We start from the raw sequence: 16352 nt of genomic DNA on the forward strand, positions 1-16352 counted from the left end.
AAGCACTTTCTCCCGGTCATGGCGCTAGCCTGCCCACTGCGGCGCGCACAAGGGGCGCGCCCGACTTCTCCTCGGAGGGACGCGATGACAGTCACCCTGGCCGATGTGGCGGCGCGCGCACGGGTGTCGCCGGCGACCGTCTCGCGGGTGCTGAACGGCAACTACCCGGTGGCCGCGTCCACCAGGGAGCGGGTGCTGCGCGCGGTCGACGAGCTCGACTACGTCCTCAACGGCCCGGCGAGCGCGCTGGCCGCGTCCGCCTCCGACCTGGTCGGCATCCTCGTCAACGACATCGCCGACCCCTTCTTCGGGATCATGGCGGGCGCCGTGCAGTCCGCCATCGGCGACGCGGGCTCCGGCCGCGCGGGCGGCGAGAAGCTGGCCGTGGTCTGCAACACGGGTGGTTCGGCGGAACGCGAACTCACCTATCTGACGCTCCTGCAGCGCCAGCGCGCCGCGGCCGTCGTGGTGACGGGCGGCGCCCCGGAGGACCCCCAGCACGTCGCGGCGCTGACGACGAAGTGCGCGAAGCTCACGGACGCGGGCACGCGCGTGGTGCTGCTGGGCCGCCCGCCGGTGCCCGGCGACACCGTGACGGCGACGCTCGCCTTCGACAACCGCGGCGGGGCACGGCAGTTGACGGAGCACCTGCTGTCCCTCGGGCACCGGCGGATCGGCTACGTGGCGGGGCCGGCGGAGCGCACGACGACCCGGCACCGCCTGGAGGGACACCGCGAGGCGCTGCGCTCCGCCGGGCTGCCGGACCAGCCGGACGCCCTGCTGCTGCACGGGGCGTACACGCGGGCCTCCGGCTACGCGGCGACACGCGAACTCCTGGCCCGCGAACCGTCGTTGACGGCGGTGGTCGCGGCGAACGACACGGTGGCGCTGGGCGCGTGCGCGGCACTGCGGGACGCGGGGCTGCGGATCCCGCAGGACGTGTCGGTGGCCGGCTTCGACGACCTGCCGTTCTCGGTGGACGCGGTGCCGTCCCTGACGACGGTCCGCCTCCCCCTGTACGAGGCGGGCGTACGGGCGGGCCGCCTCGCCGTGGGCGCGGACGCCCCGCCGATGGGCGGCGTGGCCACCGTCCGCGGCGAACTGGCCCTGCGCGCCTCGACGGCACCGCCACGGGGCGGGACACGGTGACGGGGACGAGGCGGGGCGGGGCGCTCCGGAACGGGACGCTCCCGCCAGAGGCGACGGGGCGGCTGGCGCGGGGCGCTGAGGAGTACCGCGCCCCCGCCGGGCATGCCCGGACGCCCGTCCGTTGGCGCGTACGAGTGGAGTGCCTGCCCCGGCCGGGCTAAGCGGCCCGCGCGCCGGACGGCGGGCGGCGCGCGCATCGGCTCTCGTGGCCCGTGGAGGGCGGTGTCCCCCGCTCTCCGCACCTCACGAGAAGGGGAACCCCATGAGAGGGAACACCAAGGCGGCCATCGGCCTCGCCACGGGCACGATCGCGCTCGGCCTGCTCGGCGCCATGACGGCGCCCGCGGTCCAGGCCGCCCCGGCCGGCGGCGACACCACCACCGTCGCGGCGCACCCCAAGCACGACAAGCACCGCGGCAAGGTCCTCGTCCGGACCCTGAACGTCCGCAAGAAGGCCACCACCCACTCCGAGACGGTCGGCCACGTCCACAAGGGCGACATCGTCAAGCTGAAGTGCAAGGTCAAGGGCAAGAAGGTCAAGGGCAACCACATCTGGTACCTGCTCGACAAGCACCACGACAAGCACCACGGCTGGGTGTCGGCCCGCTACGTGAAGAACCTCGACTACATCCCGTGGTGCCGTTACTGACACCGCATGCCCAGCGCCGGGCGCGGCCTTCCGCGCCCGGCCTGGCGGCCGCGGCCCCGCCCACGGCACAATCCCGCTCGTGGAGATCACCGAGCGCGCACTGAACCGGGCCGCCCTGCACCGCCAACTCCTCCTTGAGCGCAGCACCTTGGGCGCGGCCGACGCGGTGAGCCGGCTGGTCGCCCTCCAGGCCCAGCATCCGGCCTCGCCCTACCTGGCGCTGTGGAACCGGGTCGCCGGGTTCGACCCGGCCGCACTCGACAACGCCTTCACCGCCCATGCCGTCGTCAAGGCGACGCTGATGCGCATCACGCTCCACGCGGTCCGCGCCGACGACTACGCCGCCTTCCGCGCGGCCCTGCAGCCCACGCTGTACGCCTCCCGGCTCGGTGCCCGCTTCGCCGCCGCGGGCCTCACCCCTGACGACGCCCACCGGCTGGTGCCGGAGGTCCTGCGGTTCGCGGACCGGCCCCGCACGAACGCCGACATGGAGGAGTGGCTGGCCGGGCGGGTCGGCGCCGAGCGGAAGGCCGGGGCCTGGTGGGGGCTACGGGCGTACGCGCCGCTGTGGCACGTCCCGACCGGCGGCTCCTGGTCGTTCGGGCGCCGCCCCGCGTACGCGGCCGCCGGCACGGGCGCGGTGCCCGCCGGACGCGAGGCGGACCCGCAGGCGCTGGCCGGCCTGGTGCTGCGCTACCTGCACGGCTTCGGGCCCGCGTCGGTCGCGGACGTGGCGCAGTTCGCGATGGTGCGGCGGACCGCCGTCCGCGAGGCCCTGAGCGCACTCGGGGACGCGGTGGAGCCGCTGCGCGGCCCGGGCGGTACGGCCCTGTTCGACGTCCCCGGCGCCGCCCGCCCGCCGGAGGACGCCCCGGCCCCGCCGCGGCTGCTGGGCATGTGGGACAACGTCCTGCTGGCGTACGCCGACCGGAGCCGCCTGATACCGCCCGCGTACCGCCCGCTGGTGACCCGGGCGAACGGCGACGTGCTGCCCACGCTGCTGGTGGACGGGTACGTCGCCGGGGTGTGGCGCCCGGTGGAGGGCGGCATCGAAGCCACCGCCTTCCACGACCTGGCGCCCACCGCGTGGGACGGCCTCGCCGAGGAGGCCCGCGCCCTGACGGCGTTCCTCGCCGACCGCGACCCGCGGGTCTACCGCACGTACGACCACTGGTGGGCGAAGCTCCCGGCCGATGTACGGGTGCGGGTGCTGCGCTAGGGGTGCCCTCCCGCGGCGGCGTCGGCCTTCCCCGGACGGGCCGGGCACCGGCAGGCGGGCGGGGACGCCGGGACACGGCCCGGGCCGGGGGCGAGCCCTCGGCGGCCTGGCATGATCGGCGGGTGACCACTGCAACCGGTCGGCCGGACCGCACGAAGTACGTGCTGTTCGATGTCGACGGCACGTTGATAGACGCGGTGAGGAATCAGCGCAGGGTCTGGGCGACCTGGGCGGAGCGATACGGGCTGGATGCGGACGAGGTGTACCGGGTGGCCTTGCGGACGCGGCCGATCGAGACGTTCGCCCAGGTCGCTGCGGATCGTGATCCGCAGGAGTGCCTGGCCGCGCTGCACGAGCTGGAGGACGAGGACATGCGCTCTGGCGTCTATACGGCCTGCGACGGCGCTTCGGAGTTGCTCCACGGCCTGTCACCGGGGTCCTGGGCACTGGTGACCTCCAACTACGAGCACCGGGTGCGCGGCCGTTTCCTGCGGACGGGCCTGCCGGTGCCGGGCGTGATCGTGGACGCGGCCGCCGTCGAAGAGGGCAAGCCTTCGCCCGTCCCGTATCTGCTGGCCGCTCAGCAGCTCGGAGCCGAACCGGAGGACTGCCTGGTCATCGAGGACGCTCCCTCCGGAGTGCGGTCCGGGCTGGGCGCCGGGATGACGGTGTGGGGGGTGAACGCCTCTGTCGCGGTCGAGGGCGTGCACCGCCACTTCGCGAGCCTGCGCGAGGCGGTCCCGCACATCCTGGCCTTCGCGTCGGCCTGACGCGGCGACGGCGCCCGCACTGACAGCGCTCACGGGCAGGCGATCTCGACCCACACCGTCTTCCCCGGCCCCTGCCGCAGCGACACCCCCCAGCGGGACGCCACGGAGTCCACCAGCAGCAGCCCGCGCCCGTGCTCACCGTCCACGGGGACGGCCGCCAGGACGGGGCGCCCCGCGTGCGTGTCGGACACCTCCACCCGTACGCGGCCCGCGGCCTCGTCCCGCAGGAGGCGCAGTTCGAAGTTCCTGCCCGGCACGCAGCCGTGCAGCGCCGCGTTCGCCGCCAGCTCGGCCACGACGAGCAGCACGGCGTCGCTGTGCGGACTGTCGTACGGCACGCCCCACAGGTGCAGTTGGTGCGCGGCAAGCAGGCGCGCGAGGTGCGCCCCGCGCCGCGTGGAGCTGAAGCGCTGGGCGAACACACGGACGGTGACGGCCTCTTGGGCGGGGACCACTGGCATGTCCGAAAGGCTGGCGGGCGAATGATACGGGTCACCAGGCACTCCGCTGGTACAGATCCATCTGTACCAGCTCACCGGCTGGACCGGGCGAGTCACGCACCGTAAGGATTCCGTCGTCGGGTGAGGCACACACCGAACAGCGGAAGCGGGGCGGCGATGGCAGTGGGTGATGTCGACGGGTGCGACGACAGGACGCCGGAGGAGGAGGTCTCCGAAGGGTTGCAGGTGTACGGCGCGGTGCTGCAGGCGTTCCGCCAGGACGCGGGCTACACGCAGGAGAGCTTCGCCCCGAAGATCCGGTACTCGGTGCACTACATCGCCAAGATCGAGCAGGGGAGGCGGTTCCCACCGCGCGATCTACCGGAGCGGGTGGAACCCGTTCTCGGCCCAACGGCAGCAGGTGCCCTGAAAGCCGCGGCGAAGAAGCTGAACCGGAAGGCGGGGCTGGCCTCGTGGTTCCAGCACTGGGCCGAGGTCGAAGAGCAGGCACTGACGCTGAACGCGTACGAGTGCCGCGTCGTGCCGGGGCTACTGCAGCCGGAAGCGTACATGAGGGAGGTGATGAACTGCTATCTTCCGCCGCTCACGGATGAGCAGTTGGAGCTCCAAGTGGCCGCCCGGCTGGCGCGGCAGCGTCTGCTGACGGAGCGGGGCACCACGATGTTCAGCTTCGTCATGGAACAGCATCTGGTCGAGCGGGAACTCGGGGGGCCCGAAGTCACCCGCAACCTCATCAGCCATCTCCTCTCCTGCGCCAGGCTCCGGAACGTGGAACTCCTCGTCATGCCCCGGCGCCGCACTGCCCATGCCGGGCTCGAAGGGTCTCTGTATCTGGCTGAGGGCCCCGATCACGAATGGGTCGGCTACGTGGAGGGTCACCAAGCGAGCCTGCTCTACAACGACCCGAATCAGGTCAGTACGTTGCTGCAGCGCTATGGCAGGATGCGTGGACAGGCTCTCGACCCGGAGGCGTCGATCCGCCTGTTGGAGCAACTGCGAGGAGCCCCATGAGCACCCCAGACCTGCACTGGTCCAAGAGCAGCTACAGCGGCGGCGCAGGCGACAACTGCATCGAAGTAGCCCGCGGCACCGGCTCCGTCCACGTCCGGGACTCGAAGGACACCCGCCGCCCCGCCCTCACCGTCTCCCCCACCGCCTGGGCCCGCTTCCTGCGCCACCCGGGCGCGCCGGCCTCGTAAGGGGGCCAGGCCGCGCCGCGCTGCCGGGCGTGTCCGGGCGCCTGCCCGGCGGTGGCTTCGGCCGCATGGCCGGCGCCGCATGTCGGTCAGGGACATCGCCTCGCACGAGGAGAGCGCGCCGGTGCCGCTCGGCGCGGGCGTCCTGCCGCTGGGGGCTGCCTCGGGGGCGTCGGAGGCGGTCCCGGCGCCCGGGTGCGCTGGGAGTACGAGAAGCGGAGGTGGCGGAGCCACCCGCGCTGTCGGCCGCCGGACACGCGCGATGCGAGGCGTCGGCGGGGCGGTGAGACGCGCGGCAGGGCGGCTCCCTTGGTGCTCGGCTTCGCCCGAGGCCGTCGCGTGCGATAGGAGTTGACCTCCTGTCAGACGTTTCACCGCAGCAGAGGGGCGCCAGGGTGTCGTTCGGGGGACAGCAGCCATACGGCGGGAATCCGTACAACGGGAACCCTTACGGGGGGAATCCGTACGCCGGGAACCCGTACGCGCAGGGTTCTCACGGCCGGCCGGTGGCGTCGCCACCGTATCCGCCGCAGGGGCCGTACGTCCCGGGTCCGCGGGCACCCCACCCCGCCGCGTACCCGCCGCCCCACGCGTACGGGTACCCCGCGCCGCCGCCCTCGCTGTCGGCGCGGTTCCGCGAGGACGACTGGCCGACGCTGCGGGAGCTGGCGGGCCGGGTCAGCGGCTGCCTGTGGGTGCCGCTGCTGTTGTGCGTGTGGCCCGCGATGCTGCTGTTCGCCGGCTACCCACTGGTGCGGTCGGCGCGGACGCAGGCGCGGCGGGTCTTCCCCGCCGACCAGCGCACCGTCACCGACCCGTCCGTGGCGCGGGCCCAGAAGACCCGCGCGTGGGCCGCCGCGCTGGCCTCCTTCGTGATCCTCGCCGCGTACGGCAGCGGGGAGGACTGGGACCAGGCGTGGCAGCAGTTCACGATGCGGTTGGCGTTCACGCCGTGGCTGCTGCTGCTCAGCACGCCGCTCGTGGTGCTCGTGCTCTTCCGGCTGGCCCCGGTGCACGCCCGTCCGGGCATGCGCCGGGGTGTGCGGCCCGCCGTGCGGTCGGTGCTGTGGTACTTCGGCGCGTTCACGGCGACGCCGCTGCTGGTGTGGGGTTCGGTGCTGCTCGGCCGTCAGCTCCCGGCCGAGCCGGTGTGGATGCCGGTGGGGTTCCTGCTGATGCTGCCGCCCGTGTGGACGGCGATGTTCGTGGCGTTCTCCTCGGGGCGCGCGGTGCGCAGCGCGTTCAACACGACGCTGGTGCACCCGACGCTGCCCGCATTGCTGACCGGGGTGCTGGTGTGGGAGTTCGCGGCCATCAACCTGGCCGTCGGCGGCCTCCCGCCGGGCCCGCCGCCGGTGCAGCTCGCCGCGCTCCTCGGCGGCCCGGCGTCGGTGACGGCGGTGGCGTGGTGGGAGGTCGCGCGGCTGCGCAGCCGCTACGGGGTGCGGCTCCGGAGTAGTTGAGCCGCTCCGGCTGGGGGCGTCGGCCCCCCCCCGGCGGCCGGCGGTCCGCCGCCGGGTGCCCGTTCCGCCCTGCCGCGGGCCCGCAGCCACCGTGATGTCCGGTTCCCGCCAGCAGGTCGCCGCGGGGCGGCCCAGCATGGGTGCATGACCGCGTACACCGTGCTGCCCGTCGACCCGGCCGCCCTCAAGGAGCTGCGCGTCACCGATGACGCGGGCCGCCCCTGCGTTCCGTACCTCGCGACCGGCGACGACGCGGGTTCCCCGCTGCGCTGCTGCCTGCGCCCGGTCGCGCCCGGCGAGCGGATCGCCCTCGTCTCGTACGCCCCGCTGCGCCGCTGGGCCGCCGCCCGCGGCGTGGATCCGGGTGCCTACGACGAGCAGGGACCCGTCTTCGTCCACGCCGACGACTGCGGCGGGCTCGCTCCCGGTGCGGGCTACCCCTCCGCCAGGCCGGGCGCGCTGCGTACCGTGCGCCGCTATGACGCCAGGGGCCGCATCGCGGGGGGCCGTCTCCTGAAGGTCCCGGCCGACGCCACGGCCGCCTTCGACGCGGCCTTCGACGACGCGTTCGCCGATCCGGACGTGGTGCTCGTGCACGTCCGCGCGGTGGAGTACGGGTGCTTCCACTTCGAGGTGCGGCGTCCGTCCGCCGAGGACGGGACACCCGCCCCGTGAGAGGGTGTGCGGATGCTGTTCGACGATCAGGGGTGCGGGATCGGGCTGAAGGTGATGCGGTACGAGTTCGCCGCGGCCAGGGGCGACGCGTACGACGACAACTGGCTGGTCGTGCGCGGCGAGGTCGTCACCCCTGAGGGGCGCCGGACGTTCACCGAGCCGTGCCTGCTGACGGACGAGGCGCGGCGGCTGTCAGCGTGGCTGCGGGAGGCGGCGGCCGACGGTGGCGCCCCCGCCGTACTGGACTTCATCGAGCCCACCCTGACGTTCCGTCGCGTCCCCGAGGGGGTGCGGGTGGGGCTCGCCCACGCCGGTCCCGGGCTGCCGGACGCAGTCGACGTACGGGTGGGGCCCGCCGGGCTGCTGCGCGCGGCCGACGCCTGGGACGCGGAGCTGGCGCCGTTCCCCGCCCGGTGACGGGCGGCGCGCGGTGGCACGCGACCGACGGGGCGCGCGGCACACGACCGACCGGGCACGGCCCGGGTCCGGTCGGCGGCCGATCTGTCACGGTTCGCCGCTGACGGCTGCGGCCGAGGGTTCGCGGCTGACGGCCGGTAGGGACAGCGTTCAGGGCCGGTCGGTGTACGGGCCGGGGCAGCGGGGCCCCGCGCCGCCGCCCGGGCGGACTTCCGAAGGCCGGGGCGGTGGGCCCGCGGGCCCGGCGTCCGGTGAAGGGATGGAACGCGGACGATCCAGCGGGTGCGGCGTCCCGCGTCTGGCCGCGGCGGCGGCCGGCCTGCGGCCCGCCGTCCGGCGGGAGCCGGGACCGCGGCGGGTCAGTGGACCGAGAAGCCGCCGTCCACGTGGATCGCCTGGCCGGTGACGTACGCGGCGGCGCGGCTCGCGAGGAACACGGCGGCGCCCGCGAAGTCCTCCGGCTGTCCGTTGCGGCCCACGAAGGTGCGGGCGGCGAGGGCGGCGACCCTGTCCGGGTCGGAGGACAGGTGGGCGTTCAGCGCCGTCATGACGAAGCCCGGCACCAGCGTGTTGCAGGTGACGCCGTGCGGGGACCACGCCTCCGCCTGGGAGCGGGCCAGTGCCTCCAGCCCGCCCTTCGACACGCCGTACGCGCCGCTTTGGACGAAGGCGCGGTGGGCCTGCTGCGAGCTGACGTGCACGATCCGGCCGAAGCCGCGTTCGGCCATGCCGGGGCCGAAGCGCTGACCGAGGAGGAACGGTGCCTCCAGGTTCACGGCCAGGGTCGTGTCCCAGACGTCCTCGCCGAGGTCGCTCAGGTGCGGGCGGAGGTTGACGCCCGCGGAGTTGACGAGGATGTCCGGCTCGCCGTACACGGCGGCCGCCTCCTCCGCGGCCGCCCGCACCCCGTCGCGGGTGCCGAGGTCGGCGCTCACCCAGGCGGCCCGGCATCCCCGGGCCTCCAGCGCCTCGACGGTGGCGGCGAGTTCGGCCTTCCGCCGGGCGATCACGACGAGGCGGGCCCCGGCCTGGGCGAGGGCCTCGGCGATGGCCCGGCCGATGCCGGAGCTGCCGCCGGTGACGACGGCGACGCGGCCGTCCAGCGAGAAGAGGTCGGAGAGGTACGTGTCCGTGGCCATGGCCGCAGCCTCTCACGGGGCCGTACGGTTCCCGCCGAGGCCCCGGAGCGCCGGCCCCGGCCCGCGCCCCGCCGCTGGTCCGACGGCCCGCCTGCGCCGGCCGCTTCCGCCCTCCGGCCGCCGCACCGACCATGCCCGTCGCCTCACCCGCACCGGTCCGTCGCCCGCGTCCGCACCCTCCGCCGGAGGCTCCGGCCGCCCCCGGCCCCCACCCTCGCCGCTGCCGGAGGCTCCCGCCGCCACCGACAGGCCCCCAGCCCCGCGCCCCACCCGCGGTCGGAGGTCCCCGCCGTCCGCGAGGACCCGCGGTCCCACACCCGCACCCACCGCCGGAACCTTCCCGCTCTTCCCGGCCCGGGCCGCACCCACCCGCCGCCCGACCGTCCGCCCACGGGCGCATCCCGTCCGGTGCCGCCCATCGTCCGACCGGCCACCCACCGCCGGGCCCCGCTCCTCGCCGGCCGCGAGGGCGGCGCGTCGTCTGCGCGCTTCCTTGCGCCGGTCACGGCTTTCCCCTAAGCGTGGCCTGTTGGTCGTCATGCCACGGAATGTCCGTTGCATACGGGCCGGAAGGAGCACCCTTGTCCGTGCAGGAACGCGCCGCCCCCTCCCGACGCACCGTCCTCGCCGGTGCCGCCGCCACCGCCGCCGCCCTCGCCGCCGCGGCCCCGCCGGGGGCCCGCGCCGCCGGGGCCGCCCGCACCGCCGGGGGTGCCGAGACGCGGGCGGCGCGGCTCCTGGCCCGCATGAGCCTGGAGGAGAAGGTCGGTCAGCTCTTCGTCACCCGGGCGTACGGGCACTCCGCCACCGACCCGGACCCGGAGGACGCCGCGGCGAACCTGCGGGAGTTCGGGGTGCGCACCGCCGCCGAACTCGTCGGGCGGTACCACGTCGGCGGCGTCATCTACTTCCGGTGGGCGCACAACACCCGCGACCCGCGCCAGATCGCCGACCTGTCCGACGGGTTGCAGCGCGCGGCGCTCGCCCAGCGCGTGCCCGTGCCGCTTCTCGTCTCCACCGACCAGGAGCACGGTGCCGTCGCCCGGATCGGCGCGCCCGCCACCCTGCTGCCCGGCGCGATGGCGCTGGGTGCCGCGGGCTCCCCGGACCTGGCCCGGCTGGCCGCGCGGATCGCCGGGACGGAGCTGGCCGCGCTCGGGGTCCGGCAGAACTACGCGCCGGTCGCGGACGTGAACGTCGATCCCGCCAACCCGGTCATCGGGGTCCGTTCCTTCGGCGCCGACCCGCGGGCCGCGGCCCGCCTGGTGGCCGCGCAGGTGCGGGGCCTCCAGGACGCCGGGGTGGCCGCGACCGCCAAGCACTTCCCCGGCCACGGCGACACCACCGCCGACAGCCACACCCACCTGCCGTCCATCGGGCACAGCCGCGAGGAGTGGGGCCTCCTCGACGAGCCGCCGTTCCGGGCGGCCGTCGCCGCCGGGGTGGACGCCGTGATGACGGCGCACATCGTCGTGCCGTCCCTGGACCCCGGCGGGGACCCGGCGACGCTGTCCCGGCCGATCATGACGGGGCTGCTGCGGGAACGGCTCGGCTACGACGGGGTGGTGGTGACCGACTCGCTGCGGATGGAGGGCGTCCGCACCCGGTACGGCGACGACCGGGTGCCCGTGCTCGCCCTGAAGGCGGGCTGCGACCAGCTCCTCAACCCGCCGGACCTGGAGCTGGCATGGACGGCCGTGCGGGACGCCGTGCGGGACGGGGAGCTCCCGCAGGAGCGGCTGGACGCGTCGGTGCTGCGCATCCTGCGGCTGAAGGAGAAGCTGGGGCTGCTGCGGCAGCCGTACACCGTCCGCGAGGACGTGGACCGGCTGGTCGGCAGCCGGGCCCACCGGCAGGCCGCCGAGCGGATCGCGGACGCGACGACGACGCTGCTGCTGAACACCGGCGGCCTGCTGCCGCTCAGCAGCCGCACCCACCGGGACGTGCTGGTCGTCGGGGCCGACCCGGCGTCCCCGTCCGGCACGGGGGGCCCTCCGACGGCGGTGCTCGCGGCGGCCCTCACCGAGCTGGGCTTCACCGCGTCCGCCCTGGCGACGGGCCTCACGCCCGGCCCCGCGCGGATCGAGGAGTCGGTGGCGGCGGCCGCGGGCCGTGACGCGGTCGTCGTCTGCACGTACAACGTCAGGGCCGGGGACGCGCAGTGCGCCCTGGTGGCCCGGCTCGCCGCCACCGGCGTGCCCGTGGTGGCGGTGGCGGTGCGCGACCCGTACGACGCGGGCCTGCTCACCGGCCACCGCGCCGCCCTCGCCACGTACACGTGGACCGACGTGGAGCTGCGGGCCGCCGCGCGGGTCCTCGCGGGCCGGACCCCGCCGCGGGGCCGGCTCCCCGTGCCCGTGCACCGTGCCGACGCGCCGGACCGGGTGCTGTACCCGGTCGGGCACGGGCTGACGTACTGATCCGCTCGGGGCGGCCGCCGCCCTCCCGGGCGGTCATCCCGTCAGCACAGGATCCACCCGGTGGCGGTCTTCTTCCCCGCGAGGGAGGCGGAGGCGCGGACGCAGCGGTTCAGGGCATGCACGGTGACCGGCCCGGCCTGGTGGGTGAAGCGGCCCTTGTCGGTGACGGCCCGGCCGCCGCGCGCCTGGAGCGTCACCGACATGCTGCGGCGGACGCCCGGTTTCGCGGCGACGGTGACGGCGCAGGCGTACTGGCGGGACTTGTAGACACGCAGCTCCCCGCCGGCGAACCGGGCCGTCTTGGCGAGCCGCCCCGAGCAGCCCGCGAGGGCGGCGGCGTCGGCGGTCACCGCGCCCGGGCCGGTGAGGGCCAGCCCGGCGGCGACCAGGACCGCGAGCGTCCGTGCGGCCGCCCGTATGCCGGTGTGCCCTGCTCCAGCGCCCACTGCGTGCTCCCTCACCTCGTGCGTCCACGTCCAGGTCCGTACCTGCGTACGACGCGGACGACGCTCGGAGGGTTGCCTTCCGTATGCCGGGTCGGAGGGCGGCCGGTGCGGGCAGCCGCCGAACCCGGGGCGCATGGTCCCGGCCGACGCGGACGACGTGCGGAGGCCGTCCTGCCGAACGCCGGGCCGGGGACCGCACGGGGCCGCGCCCGTGAACTTGCACCCGGCTCCGGCAGCGCCCCGGGCGCGGCGCTCAGGCCACCCGTTCCGCCTCGTCCTCCCCTATGAACGTGCGCCACAGCTCCGCGTACCGGCCGCCCCGGGCCAGCAGCTCTTCGTGGCTGCCGTCCTCCGCGACCCGGCCGTGGTCCATCACGACGACGCGGTCCGCGCGGGCGGCCGTGGTCAGCCGGTGGGCGACGACCAGAGTGGTGCGGCGCCCGGCCAGCCGCTCGGTGGCCTGGTTGACCTGCGCCTCCGTCGCGAGGTCGAGGGCGGCGGTCGCCTCGTCCAGCAGCAGGACGTCCGGGTCGACCAGCTCGGCGCGGGCCAGGGCGATCAGCTGCCGCTGGCCCGCCGACAGGTTGCGGCCCCGCTCGGCGACCTCGTGGAGGTAGCCGCCGTCCAGCGTGGCGATCATCTCGTGGGCGCCCACCGCGCGGGCCGCGACCTCCACCTCCGCGTCGGTGGCGTCCGGCCGCCCGTACGCGATGGCGTCCCGGACCGTGCCGGGGAAGAGGTACGCCTCCTGCGGGACGACGCCGAGGCGGTGCCGGTACGCGGTGAGGTCCAGCTCCCGCAGGTCGGTGCCGTCGGCGGTGACCCGCCCTTCGGTGGGGTCGTAGAACCGGGCGACCAGCTTGACGAGGGTCGACTTCCCCGCGCCGGTCTCGCCGACGAACGCCACGGTCTGCCCGGCGGGGATCCGCAGGTCCACGCCGCTCAGCGCGGCCTCCTCGTCCCCGTACGAGAAGGACACGCCCTCGAAGCGGATCTCCCCCTTCAGCGACGGCACGGGCCGCGGGTCGGCCGCCGGGGCGGTGGATGTCGGCTCCCGCAGCAGCTCCTGCATGCGGCCGAGCGACACCGCGGCCTGCTGGTAGCCGTCGAAGACCTGCGACAGCTGCTGCACGGGTGCGAAGAACAGGTCGATGTAGAGGAGGTACGCGACGAGCGCGCCGGCCGTCAGCGTCCCCGCCTCGATCCGGCCCGCGCCGACCACCAGCACCGCGGCGGCGGCCAGCGAGGACAGCAGCTGCACGAACGGGAAGTAGACGGAGATCAGCCACTGGCCGCGCACCCGCGCCGCCCGGTAGGCGAGGCTCCGCTCGGTGAACCGCCCGGCGCCCGACCGCTCGCGGCGGAACGCCTGCACGATCCGCAGGCCCGCCACGGACTCCTGGAGGTCGGCGTTGACGACGCTGATCCGCTCCCGCGCCAGCTCGTACGCCTTGACGCTAGCCCGCCGGAAGAACACGGTGCCGACGATCAGCACGGGCAGCGTCGCGAACACGACGAGGGCGAGCTGCACGTCGATGACGACCAGCGCGACCATGATCCCGAAGAAGGTGACGACCGACACGAAGGCGGTGACCAGGCCCGTCTGGAGGAACGTGGACAGGGCGTCGACGTCCGTCGTCATCCGGGTCATGATGCGCCCGGTGAGCTCCCGCTCGTAGTAGTCGAGCCCGAGCCGCTGGAGCTGCGCAAAGATCTTCAGCCGCAGCGCGTACAGCACCCGCTCACCGGTCCGCCCGGTCATCCGGGTCTCGCCGACCTGCGCCGCCCACTGGACGGCCACCGTCAGCAGCGCCAGCGCGGAGGCCGCCCACACCGCGCCGAGCGCCAGCTGCGTGACGCCCTCGTCGATGCCGTGCCGGATCAGCACCGGCAGCATCAGCCCGGCGCCCGCGTCGACGGCGACGAGCAGCAGGCTGAGCAGCAGCGGCACACCGAAGCCGCGCAGCAGCCTGCGCAGCCCGTACGACTCCTCGGGCCGCACGGCCCGCGCCTCGTCGACGTCCGGGACGTCGACGGCCGGGGGCAGCGCCGCGACCTTGGCGAGCAGGTCCGGTGTGGCGCCGGCGTCGGCGTCCGCCCGGTCCGGTCCCTCGGCGCCGGCGCGGTCCCACAGGTGCGGGGTGATGCCGCGCTCCGCGTCGAACTCGGCGTCGAGCTCGTCGCGCACGGTGCGGTCGCCGTCCCCGGCCGCCCCGGCCCGCGGCGTGTGGCCCGGCGACACGCCGCCGAGCCCCTCGGGATCGGTCAGCAGCCGGCGGTAGAGCGCGGAGCGCGCCTGGAGCTCCTCGTGGGTGCCGATGTCGGACAGCCGTCCCCGGTCGAGGACGGCGATGCGGTCCGCCAGGCCGAGGGTGGACCGCCGGTGCGCGATGAGCAGCGTGGTACGGCCGGCCATCACGGACCGCAGCGCCTCGTGGATCTCGTGCTCGACGCGGGCGTCGACCGCGGAGGTGGCGTCGTCGAGGAGCAGCAGCCGCGGGTCGGTGAGGAGGGCGCGGGCCAGGGCGATGCGCTGGCGCTGGCCGCCGGAGAGGGTCAGGCCGTGCTCGCCGACGGTCGTGGCGTACCCGTCGGGCAGCTCGGCGATGAAGCGGTCGGCCTGCGCGGCGCGGGCGGCGGCTTCGACCTCCTCGTCGGTGGCGTCGGGCCGGCCGTAGGCGATGTTGGCGCGGACGGTGTCGGAGAACAGGAAGGAGTCCTCCGGCACGAGGCCGGTCGCGGCCCGCAGCGACTCCAGGGTCAGCTCCCGCACGTCGTGCCCGCCGACGCGGACGGCGCCGCCGGTCACGTCGTAGAACCGGGGCAGCAGCAGGGAGACCGTCGACTTGCCGCTGCCGGAGGCGCCCACGACGGCGACGGTCTCGCCGGGCTCGATGGTGAGGGAGAAGCCGTCCAGGACCGGTTTCGTGCCGCCCGCGTAGCCGAAGGACACGTCGTCGAACTCGACGCGGGCGGGTGCGTCGGCCGGGAGCGCGCGGGTGCCGTCCCGGAGGGAGGGGCGGGTGTCGATCAGCTCCATGACGCGCTCGGCGCCGGCGCGGGCCTGCTGGCCGACGGTGAGGACCATGGCGAGCATGCGGACGGGTCCGACGAGCTGCGCGAGGTACGTGGAGAACGCGACGAAGGTGCCGAGGGTGATCTGGCCGCGGGTGGCCAGCCAGCCGCCGATCGCCAGCATGGCGACCTGCCCGAGGGCGGGCACCGCCTGGAGGGCGGGGGTGTAGCGGGAGTTCAGCCGGATGGTCCGCAGCCGCCCGGCGAACAGCGTGCGGCTCGCGTCCCTGATCTTGCCGGTCTCCTGCTCCTCCTGCCCGAAGCCCTTGACGACCCGCACCCCGGTGACGGCGCCGTCGACGACCCCGGCGACGTGCGCGGCCTGCGTCTGGGCGTACCAGGTGGCGGGGTGGAGCCGGGTGCGGCTGCGCCGGGCGATGGCCCACAGGGCGGGCGCGACGGCGAGCACGACGAGGGTGAGCGGCGGGGACAGCCACGCCATGATGCCGAGCGAGATGACGAACAGCAGGACGTTCCCGATGGTCATCGGGAGCATGAAGAGGAGGCCCTGGATGAGCTGGAGGTCGCTGGTGGCCCGGCCGACGACCTGGCCGGTGGACAGCTCGTCCTGCCGCCGCCCGTCGAGCCGGGCGATCGACCCGTACATCTCGGTCCGCAGGTCGTGCTGCACGTCGAGCGCGAGGCGCCCGCCGTAGTAGCGCCGGATGTACGTCAGCACGTACACGGCGAGGGCGGAGCCGACGAGCAGCCCGATCCACAGGGGCAGCGAGCCGTCGGCCTGCCCGATCACGTCATCGATGACGATCTTGGTGATGAGCGGCACGACGGCCATGAGGGCCATGCCGCCGAGCGACGAGCCGAGGGCCAGCCACACATCGACGGGGTGCCTCCGGCAGTACTCCCACAGTCGCCGGGCCCACCCCTGGTCCGCCGTGCCTTCCCCCGTCGCCGACGCCACGTGTGCTCGACCTCCCGCTGTCGTGCTCTTCCGCTGCTCTACCGGAAGGCACCAACCAGGCGCGGCCGGGATTTCATCCCGCGGGTGCCGCGGGGGTGACAGGTCCCGACCTTCGGCCTAGGTCCTGGTGACGGGTCCCGGCCTTCGGCCCGGGGCCCGGGGACCACTCCTGGCCTTCGGCCCGGGCCTTGCGGCTCCCGTGGTGCGCGGGGCCGGGGGCCTGAGGGCGGCGCCGCGCCCCGCGGGCCGTGCCGGGGGCTCTGCCGGGGCGCGGTGGCGCCGGCGACCGGGAAGCCGCCGCCGGCCCCCGGGCCGACGGCGGCGCAGTGGCCGGCGGGTCACGGGCCCGGCCGG

At 75.2% G+C, this 16352-nt stretch carries 14 protein-coding genes; 10 read left to right on the forward strand and 4 right to left on the reverse strand.

Going from position 1 to position 16352, the window contains the following annotated elements; translation table 11 throughout:
- Positions 1-84: 84 nt before the first annotated feature.
- The 4 genes from BJP40_RS07060 to BJP40_RS07075 all read left to right on the forward strand — a co-directional run bounded on the left by BJP40_RS07060 (position 85) and on the right by BJP40_RS07075 (position 3787).
- Positions 85-1149, forward strand: a complete 1065-nt coding sequence (locus BJP40_RS07060; protein WP_071279514.1) for a LacI family DNA-binding transcriptional regulator — start codon at positions 85-87, stop codon at positions 1147-1149.
- A 262-nt stretch (positions 1150-1411) separates the two neighbouring features.
- Positions 1412-1798, forward strand: coding sequence for an SH3 domain-containing protein (locus BJP40_RS07065; RefSeq protein ID WP_071279516.1), 387 nt, complete (start codon positions 1412-1414; stop codon positions 1796-1798).
- Positions 1799-1877: 79 nt separating this feature from the next.
- Entirely contained in the window at positions 1878-3017 is a 1140-nt protein-coding gene (locus BJP40_RS07070; protein ID WP_071266963.1) for a winged helix DNA-binding domain-containing protein, read from the forward strand.
- Positions 3018-3139: 122 nt separating this feature from the next.
- Positions 3140-3787: an HAD family phosphatase gene (locus BJP40_RS07075; protein ID WP_071279517.1), complete on the forward strand. Its 648-nt coding sequence runs from the start codon at positions 3140-3142 to the stop codon at positions 3785-3787.
- Between the two features lie 29 nt (positions 3788-3816).
- Here BJP40_RS07075 and BJP40_RS07080 read toward each other — a convergent pair whose 3' ends face one another.
- Positions 3817-4248, reverse strand: a complete 432-nt coding sequence (locus BJP40_RS07080; protein WP_175499864.1) for an ATP-binding protein — start codon at positions 4246-4248, stop codon at positions 3817-3819.
- 120 nt (positions 4249-4368) lie between these two features.
- Between BJP40_RS07080 and BJP40_RS07085 the strand changes: the two genes are divergently transcribed.
- The 5 genes from BJP40_RS07085 (at position 4369) to BJP40_RS07105 (ending at position 7999) form a co-directional block, all read left to right on the forward strand.
- Entirely contained in the window at positions 4369-5259 is an 891-nt protein-coding gene (locus tag BJP40_RS07085; protein ID WP_319020107.1) for a helix-turn-helix transcriptional regulator, read from the forward strand.
- Complete coding sequence (locus BJP40_RS07090) at positions 5256-5447, forward strand: DUF397 domain-containing protein (RefSeq protein ID WP_071279518.1); 192 nt, start codon at positions 5256-5258, stop codon at positions 5445-5447. Before BJP40_RS07085 ends, BJP40_RS07090 begins: the two co-directional genes overlap by 4 nt.
- 503 nt (positions 5448-5950) lie before the next feature.
- Positions 5951-6907: a hypothetical protein gene (locus BJP40_RS07095; protein ID WP_226962663.1), complete on the forward strand. Its 957-nt coding sequence runs from the start codon at positions 5951-5953 to the stop codon at positions 6905-6907.
- 144 nt (positions 6908-7051) lie between these two features.
- Positions 7052-7582, forward strand: a complete 531-nt coding sequence (locus tag BJP40_RS07100) for a DUF1203 domain-containing protein (protein ID WP_071266973.1) — start codon at positions 7052-7054, stop codon at positions 7580-7582.
- 12 nt (positions 7583-7594) lie between these two features.
- On the forward strand, positions 7595-7999 hold the full coding sequence (locus BJP40_RS07105) for a hypothetical protein (RefSeq protein WP_071266975.1): 405 nt from the start codon (positions 7595-7597) through the stop codon (positions 7997-7999).
- Positions 8000-8358: 359 nt separating this feature from the next.
- Here the strand turns inward: BJP40_RS07105 and BJP40_RS07110 are convergent, their stop codons facing one another.
- Positions 8359-9138, reverse strand: a complete 780-nt coding sequence (locus tag BJP40_RS07110) for an SDR family NAD(P)-dependent oxidoreductase (protein ID WP_071266977.1) — start codon at positions 9136-9138, stop codon at positions 8359-8361.
- 548 nt (positions 9139-9686) lie between these two features.
- On the opposite strand from BJP40_RS07110, the gene BJP40_RS07115 reads away from it, so the two are divergent.
- Positions 9687-11558 carry a glycoside hydrolase family 3 protein gene (locus tag BJP40_RS07115; RefSeq protein ID WP_071279520.1) on the forward strand — a complete coding sequence of 624 codons (1872 nt, stop codon included), beginning with the start codon at positions 9687-9689 and terminating at the stop codon, positions 11556-11558.
- 41 nt (positions 11559-11599) lie between these two features.
- Here the strand turns inward: BJP40_RS07115 and BJP40_RS07120 are convergent, their stop codons facing one another.
- Together BJP40_RS07120 and BJP40_RS07125 are read right to left on the reverse strand one after the other, a co-directional pair.
- Complete coding sequence (locus tag BJP40_RS07120) at positions 11600-12004, reverse strand: hypothetical protein (RefSeq protein ID WP_226962662.1); 405 nt, start codon at positions 12002-12004, stop codon at positions 11600-11602.
- A gap of 253 nt (positions 12005-12257) precedes the next feature.
- Positions 12258-15998, reverse strand: coding sequence for an ABC transporter ATP-binding protein (locus BJP40_RS07125; protein WP_071279521.1), 3741 nt, complete (start codon positions 15996-15998; stop codon positions 12258-12260).
- Between the last annotated feature and the right edge of the window lie 354 nt (positions 15999-16352).

Source organism: Streptomyces sp. CC53 (assembly GCF_001865245.1).
GTDB lineage: Bacteria > Actinomycetota > Actinomycetes > Streptomycetales > Streptomycetaceae > Streptomyces.

Bases quoted from the DNA above. Each gene is read 5' to 3' on its own strand.
- BJP40_RS07115 (WP_071279520.1), top strand. From the start codon at position 9,687: ATGTCCGTTGCATACGGGCCGGAAGGAGCACCCTTGTCCGTGCAGGAA.
- BJP40_RS07065 (WP_071279516.1), top strand. From the start codon at position 1,412: ATGAGAGGGAACACCAAGGCGGCCATCGGCCTCGCCACGGGCACGATC.
- BJP40_RS07100 (WP_071266973.1), top strand. From the start codon at position 7,052: ATGACCGCGTACACCGTGCTGCCCGTCGACCCGGCCGCCCTCAAGGAG.
- BJP40_RS07060 (WP_071279514.1), top strand. From the start codon at position 85: ATGACAGTCACCCTGGCCGATGTGGCGGCGCGCGCACGGGTGTCGCCG.
- BJP40_RS07105 (WP_071266975.1), top strand. From the start codon at position 7,595: ATGCTGTTCGACGATCAGGGGTGCGGGATCGGGCTGAAGGTGATGCGG.
- BJP40_RS07080 (WP_175499864.1), bottom strand. From the start codon at position 4,248: ATGCCAGTGGTCCCCGCCCAAGAGGCCGTCACCGTCCGTGTGTTCGCC.
- BJP40_RS07090 (WP_071279518.1), top strand. From the start codon at position 5,256: ATGAGCACCCCAGACCTGCACTGGTCCAAGAGCAGCTACAGCGGCGGC.
- BJP40_RS07110 (WP_071266977.1), bottom strand. From the start codon at position 9,138: ATGGCCACGGACACGTACCTCTCCGACCTCTTCTCGCTGGACGGCCGC.